This is a genomic window from Pseudomonas sp. MDT1-85, assembly GCF_054898065.1.
In genome coordinates this window covers 1,770,115-1,794,618 of sequence record NZ_CM142715.1, presented here as the reverse complement: position 1 = coordinate 1,794,618, position 24,504 = coordinate 1,770,115, and the positions used below count along the sequence as shown (strand labels likewise).

Sequence of the window (24,504 nt, the reverse complement as noted above, 5' to 3'; positions counted from 1 at the left end):
ACATTTTGATCGGGGCGGATTCAATACCCGCGCGAGAAATCCACTTCCCCACGCAACGCTTCGCCCGCCTGATACGCCCGCAGGTTTTCGACAAACAACTTCACCATCATTGGGGGCGAAGTCGGTGCCGAACTGTGGCCGGTCAACAGCAGGCCCCACGCGGTCCAGAACGGATGGCGTTGCGGCAGCGGCTCCTGACGGCAGACGTCGATAATGGCTCCGGCCAGATGCCCTTCCTTCAAGGCTTCCACCAGATCCGCATCGACCACCGCCACGCCGCGCCCGACGTTGATGAACAACCCGGTCGGTTTGAACTGCTTGAACAGTGCGGCGTCGTACAGGTCGTGAGTATTCGGGGTGTTAGGCAGCAGATTGATCACGTAATCCACTTCGCCAACCAGTCGCGGCAAATCGCTCAGCGCGCCGACTTCGACAAACGGCGCCTGCTCCCGGGCGGTGCTGGCGATGCCATACAACTCGACGCCAAATGGCAGCAGAAACTGCGCCACGGTCTGACCGATATCACCGGTGCCGACGATCAACACCTTGCGTCCGGCCAGGCTTTGACCCTGGCGGTTGTCCCATTTGCGCTCGACTTGGCTGACCAGCCGCGCCAGTACTTCGCGCTCGTGGCCGAGCATGTAAGTCAGTACGTATTCGGCCATGACCTGACCGAAAATCCCTACCGCGCGAGTCAGGCGATAGTGCCGTGGCAGACCGTCGGCCAGCAACGGCGTAATGCCGGCCCAGGTCGACTGCAGCCATGCAGGCAGGTGGCCCTGACGCAACAGCGTCGCCAGCAGGTCCGGCTGACCGAGCCAGACTGGGCATTCGGCGGCCTGACGGGCCAGTTCGGCGGAGTCGCCGCTGGTCAATACTTCCAGATCAGGCGCTGCCTGACGCAATAGTTGGGCATACACAGGGTGGTCGTGTTCAGCAATCAGAACGCGCATGGTTCAAACCTTTCAAAAGCAGTGCAGACGGCCGCCGACGGAGTATCACTCCATCGGCCCTGGCCATCGCCAAAATCATTCCAGTGTTTCATAAAGGCTCTGAACAGAGCCTGTCTGTCGATCACATCGGATCGTTGCGTCGCAGCAATTCTTCCGGCAGGTGTTCGATGTATTCGTCTTCGGCTGGCGGCATTTGCAGGTGATAGCCCTGCTTCTCAAGGTTTTCCAGCACGACGACGATGTCTTCACTGGCCAGTTTGCGCTCAGGCGACAGCACCAGATTGAAGGAATGTTTCGGCTTGCCGAAGGCCAGCATCAGCGCTTCCGGCACACGTTCAAGCGCATCGCTTTTGAGTACATAAAGGTACATGCCGCTGCGCTTGGAGCTTTGGTAGATGGAGCAAATACGTTTCAAGGCTGTTCTCCGGCGGTGGACAGGCTGTCGAGCAGCGCCTGGCCCATCAATTCGCGGCGCCAGCCACGCAGCGAATCAGGCAATTGGTAAGGACCATTGGGGAAGCCGCTTTTGAGCAGCGCTTCCAGGGTTTTCTTGCGCAGCATCAGCTCAGGCGCGATGTTCAGTCGCTCGGCTTCGGCCTGGCCGATGGCGCGCAGCTGTTTGACCAGCGCGGCGGCTTCCACCGGTAACGGCTCCGGCACCGCTGGCGGCCATTGATCAGGCGACACACTGCCAGAGCGCTTGATCAGATCAAGCAGAAATTCGCCATCCTGACGCACGGTACGCGGGTGCATGTCTTCGATTTTCGCCAGCGCGCCGAGGTTGTCCGGTTGCGTGCGCGCCAATGGCCACAGGGAATGTTCACGGACGATGCGGTTGCGCGGCAAATCACGGGCACGGGCTTGCGTTTCACGCCAGGCGCAGAGTTCACGCAATACGGCGAGTTGGGCGCGGGACAGCTTCCAGGCCAGTTTGGCGTCGCGATAAACCTCATACGGGTCGACCTCGCGACGCAGATTGGCCACCAGCTCGGCACCGTCTTCAAGGACCCAGGCGTATTTGTCGTCCGAAAGCTTCGGACGCAGCTGTACGAAAACTTCCGCCAGATGCAAGGCATCTTCGGCGGCGTAGCTGATCTGGGTATCGGACAGCGGACGTTGAAGCCAGTCGGAACGGGTTTCGCCCTTGGGCAGGTCAATGCCGAGCACCTCCTGCACCAGCCGCGAATAGCCCATCGAGAAACCGAGGTTCAGGTAAGCGGCGGCCAGTTGGGTGTCGAACAGCGGCGCCGGCAAACTGCCGGTCAGACGCAGTAATACTTCGAGGTCTTCGCTGCACGCGTGGACGACCTTGACCACGGCCGGGTTTTCCAGCAACGCGGCCAATGGCTGCCAATTGTCGATGGTCAGTGGGTCAATCAGGTAAGCGCGTACGCCATCGCCGATCTGCAGCAAGCCTGCGATCGGGTAAAAGGTGTCGACCCGCATGAATTCGGTGTCGAGGGCAACGAATGGCAGCTGCTGCCACTCGGCGCAAGACTGACCGAGGCTATCGTTGTCGCGAATCCAGTGAATATCGATGGCCACACGGCTCTCCCTTGAAGAATGGCGCGCAGTATATATCGCCCCCGGCGATTTCCGCGCATCCACTGAACAAGAGCGTTAGCGAAAATACCTGCTGGACCGCAAGAATAGTCTGACAGGAGGAAACTAGCTGCCTTTACGCAGCACGTAGACCCGCATCCGCGCGCAACCCGGCAGGAAGTCCTGATGGCTGAGCAAGCGGAAACCCGCCTGCCTGAACTCGGCCTCAAGCTCAGCCTTGCTCGCCTGTGGCTGGACGGGTGCGCCTTCCACACCTGATCGGCGCAGCTTGAAATGCGCATCAGCCCGCACCGCCACGATCACCGTATCGCGACTGACCCGATGGAACTCGCCCAGCATGGCCAACCGATGCTCAGGACTGGCAATGTGTTGAAACAGTTGCATGCAAAAAATGCAGTCCACCGCGTTCGCCGACAAACCGATGGTGAAGGCTGAACTCTGAAAGGTCTTGACCCGCTCCAGCAGGTGTTGCGGATGGTGGGTGCGGGCGTGATCGAGCATGTCCTGAGACGGGTCGGCGGCAAGAATCACTCGGTTCGCATGCTCGGCCAGTATCGACCAGAAGCGCCCGACACCGCAGGCCACATCAAGAATCAATCCCGGTTCGCCAGCGACCTGAAGCGCGTTACGCACCAGTTGCTCGTCGCGCCAGAACGTCAAACGCCCCGCCAGGCCACGCGATCGCGACTGAAGGCAGACGCGGGCGTGTTCCTGATCGTAGCGCCGGGCGAACTCGAGTTCGATGGCGGATGGGGGCAGCGCGGACATGTGCAAAGGCTCTTATTGGAATATCGACTGACGGCAGGTTAACCACTGGCGCGTGAAAAAAAGGTCGACGGGCTCATTCTTTGGCCAGCACACCGTCAATCACTGCGCCGCGGCAACCGGCAAACATGTCCAGCCCTGGGTCGTAGACCTTGCTGTTGACCTCCAGCAGGCCAAGCATGGAATGGAACAGGTTGTCCTGGCTCAAGGGCTTTTCGCGACTCAGTTGCAGGCAATGGGTGTCCACCGAGAACGATTTTTGATAGCTGTCGGAGAACCACGCCAGCATTGCGACATGCTTCTGTTGTTCCGGCGCCAACATGTAAGGCGTGCCATGAAGGAACAGGTTGTATTCGCCCAGCGATTCGCCGTGGTCCGACAGATAGAGCATGGCCGTATCGACTTTGTCCTGATTACTGCGCAACAGGTCGATCAGGGTCGACAGCACATGGTCGGTGTACACCAACGTGTTGTCGTAGCCGTTGACGATACTTTCGCGGCTGCAATTGTTCAGCGCATTGCTTTCACACACCGGCGTGAAGCGTTCGTACTCTTTCGGGTAGCGCTTGAAATATTCCGGACCGTGACTGCCCATCTGGTGCAGTACCAGCACGGTGTCTTTATCCAGCGTGTCGATGAAGTGCTGCAAACCTTGCAGGAGAATTTCATCGCGGCACTCGCTGTTGGCGCACAGCGCCGGATCTTTCAGGTTGCTCACGTCGTCCACAGTGACTCGATCGCAAGTGCCTTTGCAGCCCGACTGATTATCCCGCCAGATCACCTCGAGGCCGGCGTGCTTGAGCACGTCCAGCAGACCTTCCTGGTTCTTTGCCTTGCTGGCGTTGTAATCCTTGCGGCCCATGTTGGAGAACATACAGGGCACCGACACGGCCGTTTCCGTACCGCAAGAATGCACATCGGTGAAGGCAATCAGGCCGGCCTCTTTATCCAGTTTGGGGGTGGTGTCGCGGTCATAACCCAGGATGCCGAAGTTCTCGGCCCGGGCACTTTCACCCACCACCAGTACCGTCAGGGATTTACGGCCGTGGGTCTGCCAGACCGGGTTTTTCCTGGCATCTTCACCGAGTTTGACAAAGGGTTGTCGGGCAGAAACGACCTGCTCGCGCAGATAACCGAGAGAGGCACCAATATAGTTGCTTGGCACCACCATCAGGCGTAACTCATGGTGATTGCGAAACAACGACGACAGGCCTTGATAGTTGACCAACGCGACACCGCCGATCACCGCAAGCGATGCGACACTCACCAGCACTTTACTTAATAACTCACGGTACCAGCGGCGGTAATTGACGGGAATCGTCCACAACAACCACGACGGCAAAACACCGAGCAGCACAATATAAACAAACAACTTTAGCGACAGTAAGTCGCGCACTTCCGTGGCATTGGTTTCAGCGAAGTTACGCAACATACCCGCGTCGATCAGTACACCGTACTGGCTCATGAAATAAGCCACGCCGGCACTGATCAAAAAGATCAGCGTCAACACGGGTTTCATCACGGGCCGGAAAGCCAGCAAGGTCAGCACAATGTTGAAGGCCGCCAGGATCATCACCCCGAACGCGACACGCATGGCGATGCCTTGACCGTCTGAGGCAGTGATATCAAAAAGGTGCTGCCAGAGAACTAAATTGAACCCTGCCAATAAAAAGGCGCTGGCAATCAACGTCACCCACTCGGGGCGCACGGCTTTGAACTTCATCATGATGATCGGCTATTCCGTTAAAAGAAGTGGCCTCGATAAATGTGAAAATTTCATTTACCGCGACAACACAAATTTTAAGCAGCCAACCATCAATTTTTCGTGAAAAAGAAGCCAACGAATAGTTGGCTAATGGCATTAGGCCAAAACTTTCAACACTGGAAAACAGTTTCAGGCTTGATGCAGATACCAGCGCCAGTCCTGCTCACCGACTTCTCCCATGAACTGTCGGTATTCGGCACGTTTCACCGCCAGATACACGCCAAGAAACTCACCGCCGAAGGCCTCCCGCGCCCAGTTCGATGCCTCCAGCGCACGCAACGTGGTCAACCAGTCGGTGGGCAACAATTCAGTGGCCTGGGCGTACCCGTTACCCTCCACCGGTGCGCCAGGGTCCAGCTGCTCGCGGATGCCACGATGAATCCCGGCCAGAATCGCCGCAGCCGCCAGATACGGGTTGGCGTCGGCACCACAGATGCGATGTTCGATATGCCGGGAGAATGCTGGCCCGCCGGGCACCCGCAAACTCACCGTGCGGTTGTCCACGCCCCAGGTGGCCGCCAATGGTGCGTAGCTGTTGGTCTGGAAACGACGGTACGAGTTGGCGTTCGGACAGAACAGCAGCAATGAATCGAGCAACGTGCTGAGCATCCCTCCGACCGCATGCTTGAGCAGCGGCGTGCCGTCCGGGGCTTCGCTGGCGAACAGGTTGTTGCCGTTCTTGTCCGCCAGGCTGACGTGCATGTGCATGCCGGTGCCAGCCAGGTCATCGAAAGGCTTGGCCATGAAACAGGCGGCCATCCCATGCTTGTGGGCCACGCCCTTGACCAGCCGTTTGTAGCGCACCGCTTCATCCATCGCCTGCAAAGCATCGGTGCGGTGTTCGAGGGTGATTTCCACCTGCCCCGGCGCGTATTCGGAAATCGCCGTGCGCGCCGGAATGCCCTGAAGCTTGCAGGCGCTGTAGAGGTCGGCCAGAAACGGCTCGATCTGCTCCAGCTCACGTAAGCCATAGACCTGAGTCCCACGTGGCCGCCCGCCATCGACATCCCGCGCCGGCTGCGGCCGACCGTTGCTGTCGCGCTGCTGATCCAGCAAATAGAACTCCAGCTCCGCCGCCATCACCGGGTAATAACCGTCGGCCTGCAAGCCTTCGATAACCTTGGCCAGCAAGTGCCGTGGATCGGCGATGGTCGCGGGCATGCCCTCTTTCGGATGCATGCTGACCTGCACCGCCGCCGTGGGAATCAATCGCCACGGCATAGGCTGCAAACTGCCGCTGATCGGGTAGGCCCGGCAATCGATATCACCGACGTCCCAGACCAGCCCGGAATTTTCTACGTCATCGCCATTGATGGTCAGGCCCAGAATGGTACTCGGCAGCGGCCGCCCGCTCTCGTACACCGCCAGCAGTTCATCGCGATGCAGCAACTTGCCCCGTGGCACACCGTTGTTGTCGAGGATGAACAACTCGAACATCTCGATATCCGGATTGTGTTCCAGGAAGGACAGGGCTTCTTCTTTCGTGGCGAAGGATGTCGTGGCACAGCTCATGGGAAATCTCGTCTATCCGCGTCAGGCAAACGCACAGGCGCCGCCGGTTTGATCCCGGCGCACAGCGCAGGGCCTTCAGAACAATCAACGGGACATGCAGGAATCCGGCGGGCGTGCGTGGCGGCAGTGCCACAGTGCCCAGAAGGCCAGTTCGGAGGGAAGTGCGACCGGACAACCGTCCATAGAGTAGACCGCAGTAAACAGATGACCAGCAGCGTCACACGGGCGGTTAAGTCGTTAAATCGGGATTTGAAGAACCTTGGGTGCGGATTGGCTAAACAATTGATTGTTCGCGACGGCCTATGTAGCAGCTGCCGAGCCCGCGAGGCTGCGTTCGGCGGCGCGTCGCTAATTCTGCAAATGAGGTTTACCTGATACACCGCGCCATATGATTTCACGACGGCTGCGCCGCCGAACGCAGCCTCGCAGGCTCGGCAGCTGCTACGGGGGACAAGGCGAACGGACAGCTATTTAATATTTAAATACTACTCCAGACTTTCTGATTTGCCGCCTCCGGGGCTCGCGCGCCTAATCGACTCCTTGTTCCTGAAGGTCCGATTATGGAAAACGTTCGCGCAACCTCCCGTCCTGCCTTCTGGCTGATGTTCGGAATCATTCTTGTCGCCCTGAACCTGCGTCCGTCCATGGCCGCTGTCGGTCCTTTGCTATCAGCAATTCGCGGTGATATCGCGCTGAGTTTCAGCCTGGCATCGCTCCTGACAATGCTGCCAGTCATGGCCATGGGGCTGGCGATGTTCTTCGGTATCGGTGTCAGTCAGCGCCTGGGCGAGCAGCGCACCGTGGTGCTGTCGCTGCTGATCATCGGCCTGGCCACGGTGTCGCGGCTGTTCCTCGATTCAGCGGCGGAACTGATCCTGAGTGCCGTATTGGCCGGCATCGGCATTGCGTTGATCCAGGCGTTGATGCCCGCCCTGATCAAGTCCCGTTTCAGCGACAACGTTTCCGTGTGCATGGGCCTCTACGTGACGTCGATCATGGGCGGCGCGGCAATCGCGGCGTCGTTTGCGCCGCTGGTGATGACCCGCACCGACAGTTGGCGAGTGGGGTTGGCGATCTGGGCGGCGCTGGCGCTGGTGGCGTTGCTGTTCTGGTGCGCCCTACGCTGGGGAATGCCGACGCTGGATGCAAAATCATCAGGCAACGAATCCTTTTTCACCCATTCCCGCGCCTGGTTACTCGCGATCTTCTTCGGCCTCGGTACGGCGTCCTACACCTGTGTGCTGGCCTGGCTGGCGCCGTACTACGTGGAAAAAGGCTGGAGTGAACAACAGGCCGGTTTGTTGCTGGGCTTTTTGACAGCCATGGAAGTGTTGTCGGGGCTATTGGTTCCCGCCATCGCCAACCGCAGCCGAGACCGGAGGCTGGTGCTGGTGGTGTTACTGACGCTGATCATGGCCGGTTTCTGCGGGCTGATTCTGAGCCCGCAACATCTGAGCCTGCTGTGGCCCTGCCTCCTCGGACTGGGCATCGGCGGGCTGTTCCCGATGAGCCTGACTGTGTCACTGGATCATCTGGACAATCCCCAACGCGCGGGCGGGTTGACTGCCTTCGTGCAGGGCATAGGTTACTTGATCGCCGGCCTCTCGCCGCTGATGGCCGGGATAATTCGCGATCAGTTGGGCAGTTTCGAATGGGCCTGGTGGTCCCTGACTGGCGTCATGGCGTTGATGATCCTGATGGCTCTGCGCTTCGATCCGCGGCATTACGCCAAACACATTCACTGACCCGGAAGCCCCATTATGAAATGCACAGGTTTTGCTGCTGCTCATGTCGGCATGCTGCTCTGGGCACTGTTGATTGCTTTCTCGTTTTCCGCGGCAGCCCAGGTCAGCCAGGCCATCGACCCGATTCTACTGACCGGTTTGCGCCTGCTGTTTTGCGCCCTGGTATTTTTGCCCCTGCTGCTGTTCAAGGGCGATACCGCCATGACCGCTCGCGGCCTGTTCGGTCATGCTGTGCTCGGTATGCTGCTGGCGCTGTATTTCGGCTCATTATTTGAAGCGCTGCGCTACACCTCGGCGGTCAACACCGGGACGATGTTCACTCTGGTGCCGTTGCTGACGCTGCTGTTCGAAGCCTTCCTGATACCCGACCGCAGCCTGAAACAACGCGTATTGCCTATGCTGACTGCCGCAGTCGGTGCCGTGCTGCTGATGTTGAAAGGTGCTGGCCCCGGCGAGCTGCCGTCGCTGTATGCGGTGGCGGCTTACGGGATCGGTTGTTTGGCGATGGCGCTCTACTCGCCCCTGAGTCAACGACTCAAAGCCAATAGCCTCAAGGGACGCGGCCCGATGGCCATGACCTTCTGGAACATGTTGTTCGGCGCGCTGTTTCTATTGGCGTTCTGTGGGTTCAGCGGCGGCTGGCGTGCGGCGTCGTTGCTGACCGCGAGCGATCTTTGGTGGTTGATGTACCTGGCACTGTTCGCCACGCTGGCGACCTTCTGGCTACTGCATCGAGCCATTGGCGTCATCGCCCCCTCCTCGGTCATTTCCTACATCTACCTGAGCACTCTGTTCATCACGCTGTTCCACTGGTTTTGGCTACGTCAGTCGCCACTAGCCCTGGAAATCATCGGCGCGTTACTGGTGGGCATCGGCATGTTGGCGCTGCTAATATCCAGCCGCGACGCGATCCCCGCGCAGCCATCAGCGTTAAAGGCCTCTGGCCAGCTTTCAAGAGATTGAATTCATAGGTCGTGTTCGTAACATTTTCTGTCCCACAACTGACCATGAAAAATCCTACAAGGCATTCTCTTGGCACCATCGTTCCGTTAGGATCGTTCGCACACGTTTGCGCACCGCCAGCGCAAGGAGCACAGCGAGACAGAACGGATGCTGAACAGTAACTTGCTTAGAAAGCTCGATATGCAGGACCTCATGGTGTTTGTCGCCGTGTATGAGCAAAGCAGCGTCACCGGCGTGTCGGAGGCGCTCTGCGTCAGCCAGTCCACCGTGAGTTACTGCCTGAAAAAACTGCGCACCAGTTTCGAAGACGAATTATTCATCAATACCCGTATGGGTATGCGCCCCACCTACAAAGCCAGCACCATGCATACCCATGTGCTGAAAATTCTCGAAAGCATCAACCTGTGTCACGCCGGAGCACCGACGTTCGATCCGACCTTGCAACCGGTCACCTTCAATATCTGCGCGCCGGAGTACTTCGAGCAGTTGATCCTGCCGCGCCTGTTGAAGAGCTTCGATTTCGCCGACCTGCCAGTGATGGTCAACATGCACAAGTTCGAAACCGACATTCCGGCCGAAGAACTGCGCGATGGCAGCCTCGACCTGGTGATCTGTTTCGGCCCGAATTTTCATCGCAGCCACACCGATTTCAACTCCAGGGTGCTGCTGGAAGATGACCTGGTCTGCGTCTTCGACAAACGCGCTACGCCGCTGGAACCGCGCTTGAGCCTGCAAGCGTTCACTCAACGCCGGCATGTGTTCCCGACTCCTTGGACATCTACCACCAATATGGTCGACGGCTGGCTTGCTCAACAGGCCCACAAACGACAGATAGTCGCGCGTTCCAACAGCTACAGTGCGGCGCTGAAGATGATCACCGGCACCGATTTCATCCTGACCTTGCCCCGACGCATCCAGCAATTGCTGGCCAACGAGGCAATCTTCAATCACTGCGAAACGCCCAACGGCTTGCCGGGTTTCACCCTGGACATGCAGTGGAGTCAAAGCGTCGATCAGGACAGCGCCAACACCTGGCTACGCGAGCAAGTGATCAAAGCCTGCGCCGAGCAGGAAATGGCCTGAAACTCAGTGGCCGATGGCGGTCTTGGTGTAGGACTCTCGATCGATATCGAGGATTTCCACACACAACTGGACCACAACTCCCTCCGGCCACTCACACACATCCTGCACCACAGCCAACAGGCTTTCAGACAACTGCTTTTTGATCTCCGGCGAACGACCGCTCAACAGCGCCAGCTTCACATGCACGAACGCCCGCTCGCCCAGTGCAGTGCCCACCCTGAAAGTCTCGACCTTCACTGCACGAGCCTTGATGTCGAACTCAGCACCAAACTGGCCGGACGCGACCAACGCGTTGTTGAGTCGCATCAACGCCACATCGGCATTCAGTTCGGGCAAGTTGGCGGTGTATTCCATGTGCAGGTGGGGCATAACGGGGCTCCTGAAGATTGGCGGAAAGTTCGTACATATAACACAGCGCCGTCCTACTCACTGGGACAGCGGAAGAATCGCACGCTCTCTCATGAACGCCTCCAGACGCGAGCGCAGCCAACGTTCGGCCGGACGCGGCCATTGCCTCGGCGGTGTAATCCGGCAGGCTGGCGATCAGATCGGTGCCGGCGAGCAAGGCCGACAACGAGCTGTATTGCGGCACCGAGAGCACCACATGACGAGTGCGACCGATTTCCGCCAGCCATTCATCGGCGTAGCCACTGACATTGGCGGTGTGACACCAGCACGTGCGGCCTCGAGCAATATTCATCTCGGTGTGTCCGATGCGTCTGCGCGCAAAATACTGGGCTGGATGTGTCGCAGCAATGAGGAACAGCTTCTCCGCCACCCGTGTGACGTTGCGTTCGAGCATCAATGTCTCGAACACCACCATCAAGTTGATGTCGGCCTTGCGTAGTTCGTTGCGGTTCATCCGTTGCACCCCGGCCCCCAAGACTTGGGTGACAGTTTAGGGAGGTGTCGTAATCGGCGTCTATGCGACTCAGGCAGTTTGCGTTTAATCCAAATGCAGACAGCGGCTTCGTCTTACATCCCCTTCCTGATTTCGTCGTTCGTCTGGCAGGAAGCGATTGCGCCTCTAAGCTCAGCAACGTTTGGGGCAAAACGACCCTGACCACCGAAAACCATATGAACTCAAAGGAGCCTCGCAATGGCTAGAGACAAAGCGAAAGACGACAAACACTTCAACTGCACCCAGGTTCATGAAGCCGACTATGTGGCCAGCCTTTATCCGCATGCCAAGGAGGAAGTCAAAACGTTCCTGGCCTCGGCCTGCAAGGACAACTCCCTGCACCACTCCACCCACAAGGACGTCTACGACCTGATCAAAAGAAAACTGGGCCACTCACAACCGTAAGCCCGCCCGGTTAGAATGAAGCTGCTCCCATTGAGCAGCTTCACTGCCTGGAGTCTATATCTCCTTGACCGGGGTCTGATCATGAGTCCCTTTGATCAAACTGATAGCGTGTACGCAATCAGACTTGTTGATGTAAGCCTCTCCACTGGCAATCGTTTCATGATTCCCCGCCCGCAAACGCCAGCGCCATTGGCCCTTGCCAGTTTGTGCGATACCACGGGTTTGCCTGTAAATCTCAAAATACATTGATCGCTCCTTGCGACTGCTGATTACGACAGATCAGTGACCTGCGAAACCAGAGTAGATGAGGAATTTTTGAGGCAATGTCTTTCAGTGTGAGGGGATATTTCGAAGAAAAACCTTTGATTCGCGGGACGAGCAATAGATACGGGAGGCGGTAATTAAAGAGACTCGGTTGAGTCAGTTTTCCCGTAAACATGCATCTTTTTCTTACGCTGTTGGCCTGGTTTATCCGACACCAAAAAACTTGGGCAAACGTCGGACGAACGCCAAATGGCCCAATGGAAAAAGCTGCACAAACGAAAAAGCCCCGTAGCTTATTCAGCTACGGGGCTTTTTCTATGTAATGGCGGAGAGATAGGGATTCGAACCCTAGGTACCGGTGAAGGTACAACGGATTTCGAATCCGTCCCATTCGGCCACTCTGGCATCTCTCCAACGGCGCGCATCATAACAACACTTTTGCCGGAAGCGAACCCCCTAAGCGAAATTTTTCCGTGCTATCAGATGCTTGCGTCGATTACAGCGGTACACCCAGACGATTGGCGACTTCTTCGTAGGCTTCGATGACATCACCGAGGCCCTGACGGAAGCGGTCCTTGTCCATTTTCTTGCCGGTGGCCTTGTCCCACAGACGGCAGCCGTCCGGGCTGAACTCGTCGCCCAGGACGATGGTGCCGTCGGAGAAAACGCCGAATTCGAGTTTGAAGTCGACTAGTAGCAGGCCGGCGTCGTCGAACAGTTTGCTCAGGACTTCGTTGACCTTGAGCGACAGTTCTTTCATGCGAACCAGTTGCTCGGCGGTGCCCCAACCGAATGCCACGACGTGGGATTCGTTGATGAACGGGTCGCCCTTGGCGTCGTCCTTCAGGAACAGTTCGAAGGTGTAAGGGTTGAGCTTCATGCCTTCTTCAACGCCCAGACGCTTGACCAGGCTGCCGGCGGCATAGTTACGCACGACGCACTCGACCGGAATCATGTCGAGTTTCTTCACCAGGCATTCGTTGTCGCCCAGCAGTTTGTCGAATTGCGTCGGCACGCCAGCTGCTTCGAGTTTCTGCATGATGAAGGCGTTGAACTTGTTGTTCACCATGCCTTTGCGGTCGAGCTGCTCGATGCGCTTGCCGTCGAACGCCGAGGTGTCGTTGCGAAACAGCAGGATCAAGCGGTCAGCGTCATCGGTCTTGTAAACCGATTTGGCTTTGCCGCGGTAGAGTTCTTCACGTTTTTCCATGATGGGCTCCGCTTGCTAAGTAGGTGGGCTAGGCGATGTGTCGCCAGTCGAGCCCTGAATCTTGATCGGCCAGTTGCAGCCAGTCCGGGTCGCACCCGAGGGTGTCGACAAAACATTGCCGGGCCAGCTGCGGCAGGTTGTTCTTGCTGCTCAGATGGGCCAGGACCAGGTGTTGCAGGCCTTGCCAGCCCAACTCGGCCACCAGGAATGCCGCCTGATGGTTGTTCAAATGTCCCAATTCTCCGCCCACCCGCTGCTTGAGAAAGTACGGGTAGTGACCGCGAGCCAGCATGTCACGGCAATGGTTGGACTCGATCATCAATGCATCGAGGTCCCGGTAGCCGTCCAGCACCGTATTGCAATACGAGCCCAGGTCGGTCAACAGGCCGAAACGCCGCTGACCGTCGCTGAAAACATACTGCGTCGGCTCCTGCGCATCATGGGCCACGGCAATGACGCCGATGCTCAGGTTGCCGATTTGCAGTTGCTCGCCGCCAGCCAGAAAGCCTGCGGGTTCAATCGGTTTGCGCATCCCGCGCAGGGTCCCGCGACTGAGGTAGACAGGCAGATTGTAACGCCGAGACAGCAAACCCACGCCATGCACGTGGTCGGCATGTTCGTGGGTCACGAGTATCGCGCTCAACTGCGAAGGGTTCACACCCAGTCGCAGCAGGCGTTTTTCGGTTTCTCGCAGGGAGAAACCACAATCCACCAGTACATACGTGTCGTCGCTGGCTATCAGCGTGCCGTTCCCTTGGCTACCGCTGCCGAGAACGGCAAAACGCATGTGATCAGCCCAGGTTGTCCTGAATCACGCTCAACACTTTACGCGCCACGTCTGCTGGCGCCACGGTGTTGATGTTTTTCTCGACGGTGACTTGAACGTTCTCGCCAACCTTGCTCAGGCGAACCTGATAACGCTCGGCGCGGGCTTCAACTTCTTCCTTGTCCGGCTTGCTGCCGAACAGACCGCTGAGGAAACCTGGCTTCTCGTCCTTTTTCTCGGCTTTTTCGGCGAGGTTGATGTAGTACAGGCCCAGGCTGCGGTTGATGTCTTCAACACGCCATTCGCCCTGTTCCAGCGCACGACCGACACTCGACCAGGCACGATCCAGATCGGAACCGACGTTGAGCACCGGGTTGCCGCTGCCATCTTCGGTCAGGCTGACACGACTTGGCGTATCGAAATCACGAGAGGCCAGCATGGAGACCGAACCCCCCTTCTCCGAGGTACGGCTCATGCTCGCGAGCATGTCGTCGACCAGTGCTGCGTCCAGGCCAGTGTTGACCGAACGATTGGTGAAATCGACATTGGCGGTGCTGCCGGCAGGACGCTCGGCGCTGACCACGTAGACTTCACTGGTGTTGCGCTGCACGCCCGGCTCGATACGTACCCGTACGCGGGTTTCACTGTCGGCGCCGACACCGGCCGCGCTCAGGCGCTTGGCCATTGCGGCGGACAGTTCGTCGGAATGCTGCCAGGTGGTAGTGAATTCGCCGGTTTGCGGGCGTTGCTCGTCCAGACGGAAACCGTTGTCCTGGAAGAACTGCACGGCCACGGGCCAGACTTCGGCCGGTGGGGTCTGAGCCAGGATCGAACGCGAGTCGCCGCTCTTCTGCAGAGAGTAGGCACTGGCGTCAGCCGATGCCGACAGCGGCTGCGGACGAGGCACGATGTATTCGCCCTTGGCGGTGTCGTCGGCCACGTTGCGCGGGATCGGCAACAGCGGATCCAGACGCTTGGCGGTGCTGACGTCCGGTGGCAGTTGCATCGGTGCAGTCTGTTGCGCTTCCAGGTAGTCGCTACCACGGTCACGGAAATAACCTTCCGGGCCCCAGATCCATCCGCAGCCACTGGTGCTGGAGATAATCAAGGCAAGTGCGGAAAGTCCGGCCAATCGCTTCATGCGTAGTACTTCCTCAATTAAACCAGGACGCCGGACTGGCGCATGGCCTGCCGCAGCGGTTCGTGACAGGCAGCACTGAGCCAGGTGAGCGGCAGACGGATACCGTCCGGCATCAAGCCCATTTCATGCAGTGCCCATTTCACGGGGATAGGGTTGGATTCGATAAACAGGGTTTTATTGAGCGGCATCAGTTTTTCGTGGATCGCCCGGGCTTTGACGGCATCACCGGCCATGGCTGCGGCACACAACTCGCTCATGGCGCGCGGTGCGACGTTGGCGGTCACCGAAATATTGCCCTTGCCGCCAAGCAGCATCAGCTCGACCGCGGTCGCGTCGTCACCGGAATAAACCAGGAAGTCGCTGCTCACGCCGGCCAGGATGTCCTTGGCGCGCTGCAGGTCGCCCGTGGCTTCCTTGATGCCGATGATGTTTTTCACGGTCGACAGGCGAATCACCGTCTCGGCCTGCATGTCGCAAGCGGTACGGCCCGGCACGTTATAGAGAATTTGCGGGATGTCGACGGCTTCGGCGATGGCCTTGAAGTGCTGGTACAGGCCTTCTTGCGTCGGCTTGTTGTAATAAGGGGTTACCAGCAGGCACGCGTCGGCGCCGGCGTTCTTCGCGTTGGTCGTCAGCTCGATCGCTTCGCGCGTCGAATTGGCGCCCGTACCGGCGATCACCGGAATACGCCCTGCAACCTGGGCAACCACGCGACGAATCACTTCGATGTGCTCGTTCACGTCAAGCGTGGCCGACTCACCTGTAGTGCCGACCGCCACGATGGCGTTGGTGCCCTCTTGCAGGTGGAAGTCTACCAGTTTGCTCAGGCTGTCCCAGTCGAGACGACCCTGTGCATCCATGGGTGTGACCAGTGCCACCATACTGCCCGCAATCATGCAACCGCTCCTGCCGGAAAAAGAGAGCGGTAATGGTACTGGCGCCAAGATGCTTGTACAAGCGAAGTACTGCGCTGCTGCCATTCCCCTTGGCGCTGCTTTTCGCTACCCTTCAGACTTTGATCGGTACTGATAAGCTCGTACGCCGCGTTCCAGCCTCCATTTTCGGCCTCACAAGCCCCGATCCAGCGTTGCCACCCCTCGCTCTCGCCACTCAGGAGCACGTCGCAACCTTCGGCCGGGTTTTCTGAATTCGCATCCGCAGGCTCGTCCCGGTATAAAAAGCCCATAGAAGTATCGACCGCTCATCGCTTTAGGAATGCTGCATGTCCACCCCCACAGTTCGCGAACAATTCCTTGTCATCAGTGCCCTCGGCGCCAACCCCATGGAGCTGACTAACGTCCTGTGCCGTGCCAGCCATGAAAACCGCTGCGCCGTGGTCACCTCTCGTCTGACGCGCCATGGCGAATGCAGTGCGCTGATCCTCGAGATCTCCGGCAGCTGGGACGCCTTGGCACGCCTCGAAGGCAGCCTGCCTGTGCTGGCCAAACGGCACGCCTTCACCGTCAACGTGGTCCGTAGCGCGGCCCTGGAGAATCGTCCCCAGGCCCTGCCGTACGTCGCCTATGTCAGCTCGGCCTATCGCTCGGACATCATCAATGAGCTGTGCCAGTTCTTCATGGACCACAACGTCGAGCTGGAAAACCTGACGTGCGACACCTATCAGGCTCCGCAAACTGGCGGCACCATGCTCAATGCCACGTTTACCGTGACGTTGCCGGCCGGTGTGCAGATCAGTTGGCTGCGCGATCAGTTCCTGGATTTCGCCGATGCGTTGAATCTGGATGCCCTGATCGAGCCGTGGCGCCCACAAAACCCAATGTAAGGAAACATTCATGGCCGTTGCCATCAACCAACCGGTTGCCGACTTCGAAGCCCCCGCCACCAGCGGGCAATCCGTCAGCCTCGCGGGCCTCAAAGGCAAGCAAGTAGTGATTTACTTCTATCCGAAGGACAGCACACCGGGCTGCACCACCCAGGGTCAGGGTTTTCGAGATCAGCTTGACGCCTTTAAAGCTGCCAATACCGAAGTTTTCGGCGTGTCTCGCGACAGCCTGAAATCCCACGAAAACTTTAAAACCAAGCAGGCGTTCACCTTCGAGCTGATCAGTGACAAGGAAGAAGCGCTGTGCCAGCTGTTCGACGTGATCAAGCTGAAAAAGCTGTATGGCAAGGAATATATGGGCGTTGATCGCAGCACGTTCCTGATCGACAAGAACGGCGTGCTGCGTCAGGAATGGCGCGGTGTGAAAGTGCCAGGGCATGTGGATGCGGTTTTGGCTGCTGCTCAGGCCCTCAATAAAGCCTGATTCATCTAGTGCCCGTTCGGACGCCATCGCGAGCAGGCTCGCTCCCACAGGATTTGCGCAAACCTTGTGGGACCGAGCCTGCTCGGGATGAGGCCATCTGCCCCACCGCCTCAATCAGTCGACAATTAAAGCAGTGGCGCCACCATCAGTTCCTTGCGCGGCCAGGCATCCAGCACAGCCTTGAACAGCGTCGCCAGGGGAATCGCAAAGAATACACCCCAAAAGCCCCACAACCCGCCAAACAACAGCACCGCGCAAATGATCGCCACCGGATGCAGGTTGACCGCTTCCGAGAACAGCAGTGGCACCAGCACGTTGCCGTCCAGGGTCTGGATGATCCCGTAGACCGCCATCAAATAGATGAACTGATCGCTCCAGCCCCACTGGAACAGCGCAATCAGCAGCACTGGCACGGTCACCACCACTGCCCCGACGTAAGGCACCACCACCGACACACCCACCAGCAACGCCAGCAGCGCCGAATAGTTGAGCCCCAGCGCCACGAACGCGATGTAAGTCACGCCACCGCAAATGAAGATTTCGATGACCTTGCCGCGAATGTAATTGGCGATCTGCCGGTTCATTTCCTGGGCAACCCGGGTGATCAGCGCCCGCTCGCGCGGCAGATAACCGCGCACCCACTGGCCGATCATCTCCCGGTCCTTGAGAAAGAAGAACACCAGGATTGGCACCAGCACCAGGTAGATCATGATGTTCACCAGCAGCGGCAGACTCGACAGCGAGAATGTCAGCGCCCACTGGCCGAACTTGCCGATCTCGCCCCGTGCCACTTCGATCGCCCGCAGCACTTGCTCATCCGACACCAGGTGCGGATAGCGCTCGGGCAGCAGCAATAGCAGCGACTGCCACTTGGCGAGCATGCCGGGCAATTCGTTGAACAGCGTGATCAGTTGGTGCCAGAGCAGAGGTACCACGACAACGATAAATACCAGCAGCAGCCCCATGAATAACGCGAAGACCAGCCCCACCGCCGCGCCACCCGGCACGCGCAGGCGCTCAAGGGTCACGACCAACCCCTGCATCAGATACGCCAGTACCATACCGGCCAGTACTGGCGCGAGCATTCCACCCAGGGTAAGCACGGCGGTAAATGCCAGAAATAGCAGTACCGCCAGCACCACAGCTTCTTCATCCGAGAAGTAGCGCTGAATCCAGTCGCGTAACACTTTGAACATCAATAATCCTTAGAAACGAACGCAGCAGATTTCAGGCTTTTTTCAACCAATAGCGGTAAACGCCCGCTTCATCTTCTTCACGAAGCAGCGTATGACCGGCCAATCGCGCAAAGGTGCGAAAATCGCGCTGAGAGCCCGCATCGGTAGCGATCACCTTGAGTACCGCACCGCTGGCCAGTCGGTTGAGTTCCAGTTTGGCCTTGAGCAACGGCAACGGACAATTCAGACCGCTGGCGTCCAGTTCGGCGTCGTGGGTTACAGCGTCAGTCATCGAATCACTCCGGGGCAGGGGGTTAAGCAGCTTAGAATATCTGGTCCCAAGCCTAGTGTCCGGCTACAGTAAGGTCTTTGTCGACTAAGGCTTTGTGCATGACTTTTCTGCGCCCTACCCTGCTGACGCTCGCTTGCCTGCTCGCCTCACCGGGCTTCGCCGACGACTTGCCGTCACTCGGTGACGCCAGTTCTGCCATCGTCTCGCCGCAACAGGAACATCAACTGGGCCGTGCGTGGCTGGCGTTATTGCGCAGTCAGGTGTCGCAGCTCAACGATCCGCAGCTCAAGGATTATGTCGAATCCAGCGTCTACCGGCTGGTAGAGACCAGCCAAGTCAATGACCGGCGGCTGGAGTTCATCCTGATCAACAGTCCGCAGCTCAACGCGTTTGCCGCGCCGGGCGGGATCGTCGGCGTCAACGGTGGCTTGTTTCTCAATGCCCAGACCGAGGGCGAATATGCTTCGGTAATGGCCCACGAACTGGCTCACTTGTCGCAGCGTCACTTCGCCCGCGGTGTCGAAGCTTCACAACGCATGCAAGTACCCATGATGGCCGCGCTGCTGGCCGGCATCGTGATTGCTGCGGCCGGCGCAGGCGATGCCGGGATCGCGGCCATTGCCGGCACTCAAGCGGCGGCAATTCAGGAACAACGACGTTTCTCGCGCCAGAACGAACAGGAAGCCGACCGTATCGGCATCATGAATCTGGAAAAGGCCGGTTACGATCCGCGCTCGATGCCGACCATGTTCGAACGGCTGATGCGCCAGTACCGCTTCGACGCCAAGCCACCAGAATTCCTGCTGACTCACCCGGTGACCGAATCGCGGATCGCCGACACCCGCAACCGCGCCGAACAGGCCAAGCCGGGCGGTATCGAAGACAGCATGCGCTACCAGCTGATTCGGGCGCGCGTGCAGCTGATCTATGAAGAAACCCCAGGCCTGGGCGCCAAGCGCTTCCGGGCCCAACTCGATGAAAACCCGAAAAACGACGTCGCGCGTTACGGCTTGGCGATCGCCCAGATCAAGGGCGGCCAGTTGAATGAGGCTCGCGAAAACCTCAAGCTGCTGCTGGCCAAATCGCCGAACGAGATCATCTACAACCTGGCGCAGGTCGATCTGGACATCACCAATAATCGTCTGCCCGATGCTCAATCTCGGGTCGACCGGATGCTCACTCAGTACCCCGGCAACTACCCGGTGAATCAGGTGCGTGTCGACCTGCTGCTCAAGCAGAATCGAGCGGCCGAAGCGGAAAAAGCGCTGGAGAACCTGCTCAAGAGCCGACCTGATGATCCGGATGTCTGGTACATGGTAGCCGAGACTCGCGGCTTGTCGGGCAACATCATCGGCCTGCATCAGGCTCGCGCGGAATACTTTGCGCTGGTCGGCGACTATCGCCAGGCGATCCAGCAACTGGACTTCGCCAAGCGCAAGGCTGGCAGCAACTTCCCGCTGTCATCGCGGATCGACGCACGGCAACGCGAGTTGATGGAGCAGGAACGCATGGTCAAGGACATGATGGGCTGACCTCTTCAGAAAAAAGCTCGGAAACAAAATCCAGGTACAAAAAAACCGCCTCTTTCGAGGCGGTTTTTTTATTCAGCCGACAACCGGTTTATTCAGCCAGTTTGAAGGTGATGAAACTGGCGCGGCCTTGACGCAGGACCCGCATCGACACCGAGCGGTTCTTCGGCAGCGCCTTGGCAATGTCCGTGAACTCCTTGGAGGAGCCGATCGCCTGATTATTCAGGTGAGTGATCACATCGCCGGGCTGCAAGCCGATCAGGGCAGCAGGACCGTCCTGAACTTCCTTGATAACCACGCCACCTTTGAGGTCGAGGGTTTTCTTCTGCTCTTCGGTCAGTTCGGCCACGGAAACACCCAAGCGATTGCTGCTGCGCTCGACGCTGGATTTAGGCAAGGCTTCCAGCTCTTTGCCTTCTTCGGGGATGGCGCCGACAGTCAGCTCGACATTCTTGCGTTTGCCTTCGCGGATCACTTCAAGATCGGCTTTCGAGCCAGCCTTCAGCGCGCCCACCAAGTGCGGCAGATCGGCGGACATGACAATCGGTTGACCGTTCATGCTAAGGATCACGTCACCCACTTGCAGGCCGCCCTTGGCCGCCGGACCGTCATCCTGGATCTGAGCCACCAGCGCACCGGCCGGCTTCTCGAGACCGAACGACTCAGCCAGATCCTTGTTCACTTCCTGAATGACTACGCCCAGCCAGCCACGACTGACTTTACCGCCGCTTTTCAGCTGATTGGAAACGTCCATCGCCACATCGATAGGGATCGCGAACGACACGCCCATGAAGCCCCCGGAACGGGTGTAGATCTGCGAGTTGATGCCGACCACTTCACCGGCCAGGTTGAACAGCGGGCCACCGGAGTTGCCCGGGTTGATTGGTACGTCGGTCTGGATGAACGGTACATAGTTTTCGTTCGGCAGGCTACGACCGATGGCGCTGACGATACCTTGGGTCACCGTGTGATCAAAGCCGAACGGCGAACCGATGGCCACGACCCACTGACCGGCTTTCAGGTTCTGCGACTTGCCAAGCTTCAGAACCGGCAGGTCCTTACCTTCAATTTTCAGCAAAGCGACATCAGAGCGCGGATCGGTACCGATCAGCTTGGCCTTCAACTCACTGCGATCGGCGAGGCGCACAAGAATCTCGTCAGCATCGGCAATCACATGGTTGTTGGTCAGGATGTAGCCGTCAGGCGATATGATGAAACCCGAGCCCAGGGATTGAGCCTCACGCTGACGATCACCGCGAGGGGAACGTGGCTGCTGTGGCATGCCCCGCTCAAAGAATTCGCGCAGCATCGGCGGCAAGCCTTCAAGGTCAGGCATTTGCTCGTTGGATATCCGGCGGTCCGGCAGTTTCTGGGTGGTACTGATGTTCACCACCGCGGGCGAGGCTTGCTCGACCAACTGCGTGAAGTCAGGCAACTCGACCGCTTGCGCAGCGACCGCCTGACCGAGCACCAGCACGGTGGCAAAAATGGAAAGATAAGACTTCAAGCGTGGTATCGACATACGGCTCCCGTTACGACGAGCATGGTTAAGCGATATGGAGCAAGGAACACCGGAAACGATACGCCGGTATTTTTGTTCCGGGAACAACAAACAAGGCCAGAGCCGAGGGGCTCTGACCTATAAAAAATTTTCGGGATATTTGCAAATGAAAATGCTCGGCAAAACATTTCGAGGCATCAAAGGCGGGACAGTCATTGTCGACCTCCCGCACCAAGACCCCGATTGGTGAGCATGGCTGATCAGCTCACTGCTTGCTGGTAGCCGCGGCATCGTTGCGCATGGACAGCGCAATCCGTTCGGCGGTGCCAATCGGTATTTCACCGACCACAGTCACCATCATCTCGCCTTGCGGAGTAGTCAATCGCCGGGAGACAGCAACTGTTGGCCCCAGCTGGGTGCGCGTGTCAGTGACTGTTGCGCCATTCAACGGCTCAAGGAACACCGAGAATCGGGCGAGGCCGTCGTCGAACATCAGACTGTTGACCTGGGCTTTGGTCTCCGGGTCCTTGTGCGAGGTACTGCTGGTCAGCTCGAAACCTGGCGGTAGCCAGTCCGAATGCCAGACCTGCGCAGTTTTGACGGCGGAAGCCTTGTCACTGTCGAGGGTAATGGTTTTGCAATCAGAACCTGCCTGCAAATCGCTGTCGGAAGGCATCTGGGCAGTATCAAGTCGGGTGAACTGGAACCGTTCGAGCAGTTGCCCTTTGTCATTGAGCAACAATGACTTCAACGGCAAACCGGTTTCCTTGTCCAGGTGCAGCTCAAAACCGTAGCGATGCTGATCACGAGGCGTCAACGACACGATCACCGCCGAACGCCCGGCCACACGTGACTTGCCAATGACGGCAAGGTCATACCAATTCTTTAACTTTTGTGGATCGAGTGCACGAGCGCTGGAGTTGGGTGTGTCCCCCAGCCCTGCTATCAGGGTGCCGCTCACGCATTGAGTATGCCCATCAATGCGCACGACTTCCTGGGCCGAGCCGTCGAGCTGGAGTAAACGCTCGCGGACCTTGCCATCCTGGACGCGATGCCAGATGTTATGGGTAGAGAAACTACCGTTACGCTCGTAGACGAATGTACCGTGGAAGCTCTGCGTTTGCTCCGCCTGTCCCAGACGCTTCAGCCAGTCCTGGGCTTCATCGGCGTGGACTGGAACAACAAACCAGCCACTGAGCAGAAGCGTAAGTAGAGGTATGGCGCGCATGATCCTCCTTAACGGTTTTCCAGGCTTGCTGCACGAGCGTAAGGCAGAGCGCTCTCAGTACCTTTCAGTGCCGCCTGTTGAGCATGTTGGCGCAAGTAACCTGGCAGACGCTGATCGTGCCAGCCTGGCTGACCTTGCAATACGCCGTTGGCCATAGGGCCAGTGGCTTCCGAACTCTCATTGTAGCCTGCCAATACAGCTGGGCCCTTGACCTGAGGAGCGGTCAGACCCGGTTGACTGGATTGCTGGGCCAACTCGACACCGGCGATCTCGTCCTGATTGTACAGACGCACACCCGCCAGCACGGCAACGGTTACCGAAGCAGCAACTGCCAGACGACCCAAGCTGCGCCATGGACCGCGAGAGGCTTTTGCCGGTATGGCTTCGTCAGCCAGCGCAGCAGAGACTGCCGCAGCGATATCCAGACGAGGAAGCAACAAATCCTTGTGCATAACTGCCCGAGCGATCTGGTAACGAGCCCAGGTTTCGCGGGTTTCAACATCGTCGAAGGCATTCAATACCCGACGCAATTCCAATTCGTCCGCTTCGTTATCCATCACCGCGGACAGCGATTCCTGCAGGGCTTCACGACTCATGGCGTTCCTCTCTTGGCTGTCGCCGCTGTCTCAGTTTTCCTGCAACAACGGCTGCAGGGCTTTATCGATGGCTTCCCGAGCGCGGAAAATCCGGGAGCGCACGGTACCCACCGGACACTGCATGACGCTGGCAATGTCCTCGTAACTCAGACCATCGAATTCACGTAAAGTTAAAGCCGTACGCAAATCTTCTGGCAGTTGCTGAATGGTTCGATGGACGGTGCCTTCGATCTCATCCCGCAGCAATGCACGTTCTGGCGACTCGAGATCCTTGAGGCCATGATCGCCATCGTAGAACTCTGCATCCTCGGAACTGACATCGCTATCCGGCGGCCGACGGCCGCGTGAAACCAGATAGTTTTTCGCCGTATTGATGGCGATGCGGTAAAGCCACGTATAAAACGCGCTGTCTCCGCGAAAATTACCTAGCGCACGGTATGCCTTGATAAAGGCTTCCTGTGCGACATCCTGGGCTTCATGGGTGTCGTGCACGAAACGCACGATCAACCCGAGAATTTTGTGCTGGTATTTCAGCACTAGCAGATCGAAAGCTCGCTTGTCGCCGCGTTGAACGCGTTCGACCAGCTGCTGATCCTCTTCCTGGGTTAGCATGAACACTCCTCGATAAGCTCGGAGGAGGCTTGCATCACTGAACGACCAGACTTGCAAACATAGACTCGGGCTTTTCGCAAAAGTTCTCCCCCCCTCCAAGCAAGTTTCCTGCGGGCTCTGATTTGGCACGCACGAAAAGCGCAGTGCGGAACAACCCGGCTGCGCGAATAATCTTGTCATCGGATTCGCCAGCTAAGGACCCAACCGCAAGTCCCGCACCGAAGCCGACGCTGTCCCTTGTTTCAGGCAACCGTCTATTGATCTTGGG

Annotated in this window: 25 protein-coding genes, 1 tRNA gene and 1 pseudogene; 7 read left to right on the top strand and 20 right to left on the bottom strand. The window is 58.2% G+C overall.

Annotated elements, in window-relative coordinates; genetic code table 11:
* Positions 1–20: 20 nt before the first annotated feature.
* From ACYZT2_RS08115 to ACYZT2_RS08090, 6 genes are all read right to left on the bottom strand, one after another.
* Positions 21–953, bottom strand: coding sequence for a D-2-hydroxyacid dehydrogenase (locus ACYZT2_RS08115; protein WP_461971387.1), 933 nt, complete (start codon positions 951–953; stop codon positions 21–23).
* A gap of 121 nt (positions 954–1,074) precedes the next feature.
* A complete protein-coding gene (locus ACYZT2_RS08110) occupies positions 1,075–1,368 on the bottom strand; it encodes a YcgL domain-containing protein (protein ID WP_038979352.1) in 294 nt (97 codons plus the stop codon).
* A complete protein-coding gene (gene rnd / locus ACYZT2_RS08105) occupies positions 1,365–2,498 on the bottom strand; it encodes a ribonuclease D (protein ID WP_461971386.1) in 1,134 nt (377 codons plus the stop codon). Before rnd ends, ACYZT2_RS08110 begins: the two co-directional genes overlap by 4 nt.
* A 123-nt stretch (positions 2,499–2,621) precedes the next feature.
* Positions 2,622–3,284: a class I SAM-dependent methyltransferase gene (locus ACYZT2_RS08100; RefSeq protein ID WP_461971385.1), complete on the bottom strand. Its 663-nt coding sequence runs from the start codon at positions 3,282–3,284 to the stop codon at positions 2,622–2,624.
* Between the two features lie 73 nt (positions 3,285–3,357).
* Entirely contained in the window at positions 3,358–5,007 is a 1,650-nt protein-coding gene (locus ACYZT2_RS08095) for a phosphoethanolamine transferase (protein WP_461971384.1), read from the bottom strand.
* Between the two features lie 168 nt (positions 5,008–5,175).
* On the bottom strand, positions 5,176–6,558 hold the full coding sequence (locus ACYZT2_RS08090; protein WP_461971383.1) for a glutamine synthetase family protein: 1,383 nt from the start codon (positions 6,556–6,558) through the stop codon (positions 5,176–5,178).
* 560 nt (positions 6,559–7,118) lie between these two features.
* Here ACYZT2_RS08090 and ACYZT2_RS08085 point away from each other — a divergent pair.
* From ACYZT2_RS08085 to ACYZT2_RS08075, 3 genes are all read left to right on the top strand, one after another.
* On the top strand, positions 7,119–8,303 hold the full coding sequence (locus tag ACYZT2_RS08085) for a cyanate transporter (protein ID WP_461971382.1): 1,185 nt from the start codon (positions 7,119–7,121) through the stop codon (positions 8,301–8,303).
* 15 nt (positions 8,304–8,318) lie between these two features.
* The gene (locus ACYZT2_RS08080; protein ID WP_461971381.1) at positions 8,319–9,266 is read left to right on the top strand and encodes a DMT family transporter; all 948 of its coding nucleotides are present in this window, start codon (positions 8,319–8,321) and stop codon (positions 9,264–9,266) included.
* A gap of 147 nt (positions 9,267–9,413) precedes the next feature.
* Complete coding sequence (locus ACYZT2_RS08075; protein ID WP_461971380.1) at positions 9,414–10,349, top strand: LysR family transcriptional regulator; 936 nt, start codon at positions 9,414–9,416, stop codon at positions 10,347–10,349.
* A 3-nt stretch (positions 10,350–10,352) separates the two neighbouring features.
* Here the strand turns inward: ACYZT2_RS08075 and ACYZT2_RS08070 are convergent, their stop codons facing one another.
* Together ACYZT2_RS08070 and ACYZT2_RS08065 are read right to left on the bottom strand one after the other, a co-directional pair.
* A complete protein-coding gene (locus ACYZT2_RS08070) occupies positions 10,353–10,718 on the bottom strand; it encodes a 5-carboxymethyl-2-hydroxymuconate Delta-isomerase (protein WP_461971379.1) in 366 nt (121 codons plus the stop codon).
* A gap of 57 nt (positions 10,719–10,775) precedes the next feature.
* Positions 10,776–11,105 (bottom strand): annotated as a pseudogene (locus ACYZT2_RS08065) (LysR family transcriptional regulator); the annotation flags it as partial.
* Positions 11,106–11,448: 343 nt separating this feature from the next.
* Here ACYZT2_RS08065 and ACYZT2_RS08060 point away from each other — a divergent pair.
* Positions 11,449–11,655, top strand: a complete 207-nt coding sequence (locus tag ACYZT2_RS08060) for a hypothetical protein (protein WP_461971378.1) — start codon at positions 11,449–11,451, stop codon at positions 11,653–11,655.
* Positions 11,656–11,709: 54 nt separating this feature from the next.
* Here the strand turns inward: ACYZT2_RS08060 and ACYZT2_RS08055 are convergent, their stop codons facing one another.
* From ACYZT2_RS08055 to dapA, 6 genes are all read right to left on the bottom strand, one after another.
* On the bottom strand, positions 11,710–11,901 hold the full coding sequence (locus ACYZT2_RS08055) for a YegP family protein (RefSeq protein ID WP_461971377.1): 192 nt from the start codon (positions 11,899–11,901) through the stop codon (positions 11,710–11,712).
* Between the two features lie 341 nt (positions 11,902–12,242).
* Positions 12,243–12,332, bottom strand: a tRNA-Ser gene (locus tag ACYZT2_RS08050).
* Positions 12,333–12,415: 83 nt separating this feature from the next.
* Positions 12,416–13,129, bottom strand: a complete 714-nt coding sequence (purC, locus tag ACYZT2_RS08045) for a phosphoribosylaminoimidazolesuccinocarboxamide synthase (protein ID WP_095630959.1) — start codon at positions 13,127–13,129, stop codon at positions 12,416–12,418.
* Positions 13,130–13,157: 28 nt separating this feature from the next.
* A complete protein-coding gene (locus tag ACYZT2_RS08040) occupies positions 13,158–13,916 on the bottom strand; it encodes an MBL fold metallo-hydrolase (RefSeq protein ID WP_038979338.1) in 759 nt (252 codons plus the stop codon).
* 4 nt (positions 13,917–13,920) lie between these two features.
* Positions 13,921–15,036, bottom strand: coding sequence for an outer membrane protein assembly factor BamC (bamC, locus tag ACYZT2_RS08035; protein ID WP_461971376.1), 1,116 nt, complete (start codon positions 15,034–15,036; stop codon positions 13,921–13,923).
* A gap of 17 nt (positions 15,037–15,053) precedes the next feature.
* Positions 15,054–15,932 carry a 4-hydroxy-tetrahydrodipicolinate synthase gene (dapA, locus tag ACYZT2_RS08030; protein ID WP_007898664.1) on the bottom strand — a complete coding sequence of 293 codons (879 nt, stop codon included), beginning with the start codon at positions 15,930–15,932 and terminating at the stop codon, positions 15,054–15,056.
* 326 nt (positions 15,933–16,258) lie between these two features.
* On the opposite strand from dapA, the gene ACYZT2_RS08025 reads away from it, so the two are divergent.
* Both ACYZT2_RS08025 and ACYZT2_RS08020 read left to right on the top strand, forming a co-directional pair.
* Entirely contained in the window at positions 16,259–16,819 is a 561-nt protein-coding gene (locus ACYZT2_RS08025) for a glycine cleavage system transcriptional repressor (RefSeq protein WP_253551533.1), read from the top strand.
* Between the two features lie 10 nt (positions 16,820–16,829).
* Positions 16,830–17,303: a peroxiredoxin gene (locus ACYZT2_RS08020; protein WP_461971375.1), complete on the top strand. Its 474-nt coding sequence runs from the start codon at positions 16,830–16,832 to the stop codon at positions 17,301–17,303.
* A 125-nt stretch (positions 17,304–17,428) separates the two neighbouring features.
* Here ACYZT2_RS08020 and ACYZT2_RS08015 read toward each other — a convergent pair whose 3' ends face one another.
* Both ACYZT2_RS08015 and ACYZT2_RS08010 read right to left on the bottom strand, forming a co-directional pair.
* Entirely contained in the window at positions 17,429–18,499 is a 1,071-nt protein-coding gene (locus tag ACYZT2_RS08015; RefSeq protein WP_461971374.1) for an AI-2E family transporter, read from the bottom strand.
* Positions 18,500–18,530: 31 nt separating this feature from the next.
* Positions 18,531–18,770 (bottom strand): sulfurtransferase TusA family protein, encoded by a 240-nt coding sequence (locus tag ACYZT2_RS08010; protein WP_007898654.1) that lies wholly within the window; start codon positions 18,768–18,770, stop codon positions 18,531–18,533.
* A gap of 98 nt (positions 18,771–18,868) precedes the next feature.
* Between ACYZT2_RS08010 and ACYZT2_RS08005 the strand changes: the two genes are divergently transcribed.
* Positions 18,869–20,302: a M48 family metalloprotease gene (locus tag ACYZT2_RS08005; protein WP_461971373.1), complete on the top strand. Its 1,434-nt coding sequence runs from the start codon at positions 18,869–18,871 to the stop codon at positions 20,300–20,302.
* 88 nt (positions 20,303–20,390) lie between these two features.
* On the opposite strand, the gene ACYZT2_RS08000 is transcribed toward ACYZT2_RS08005, so the two are convergent.
* The 4 genes from ACYZT2_RS08000 to rpoE all read right to left on the bottom strand — a co-directional run bounded on the left by ACYZT2_RS08000 (position 20,391) and on the right by rpoE (position 24,236).
* A complete protein-coding gene (locus ACYZT2_RS08000) occupies positions 20,391–21,821 on the bottom strand; it encodes a DegQ family serine endoprotease (protein ID WP_461971372.1) in 1,431 nt (476 codons plus the stop codon).
* Positions 21,822–22,065: 244 nt separating this feature from the next.
* A complete protein-coding gene (locus tag ACYZT2_RS07995; RefSeq protein WP_461971371.1) occupies positions 22,066–23,028 on the bottom strand; it encodes a MucB/RseB C-terminal domain-containing protein in 963 nt (320 codons plus the stop codon).
* A gap of 8 nt (positions 23,029–23,036) precedes the next feature.
* Positions 23,037–23,624: a sigma-E factor negative regulatory protein gene (locus tag ACYZT2_RS07990; RefSeq protein WP_461971370.1), complete on the bottom strand. Its 588-nt coding sequence runs from the start codon at positions 23,622–23,624 to the stop codon at positions 23,037–23,039.
* A gap of 30 nt (positions 23,625–23,654) precedes the next feature.
* A complete protein-coding gene (rpoE, locus tag ACYZT2_RS07985; RefSeq protein ID WP_003172477.1) occupies positions 23,655–24,236 on the bottom strand; it encodes an RNA polymerase sigma factor RpoE in 582 nt (193 codons plus the stop codon).
* Positions 24,237–24,504: the final 268 nt, after the last annotated feature.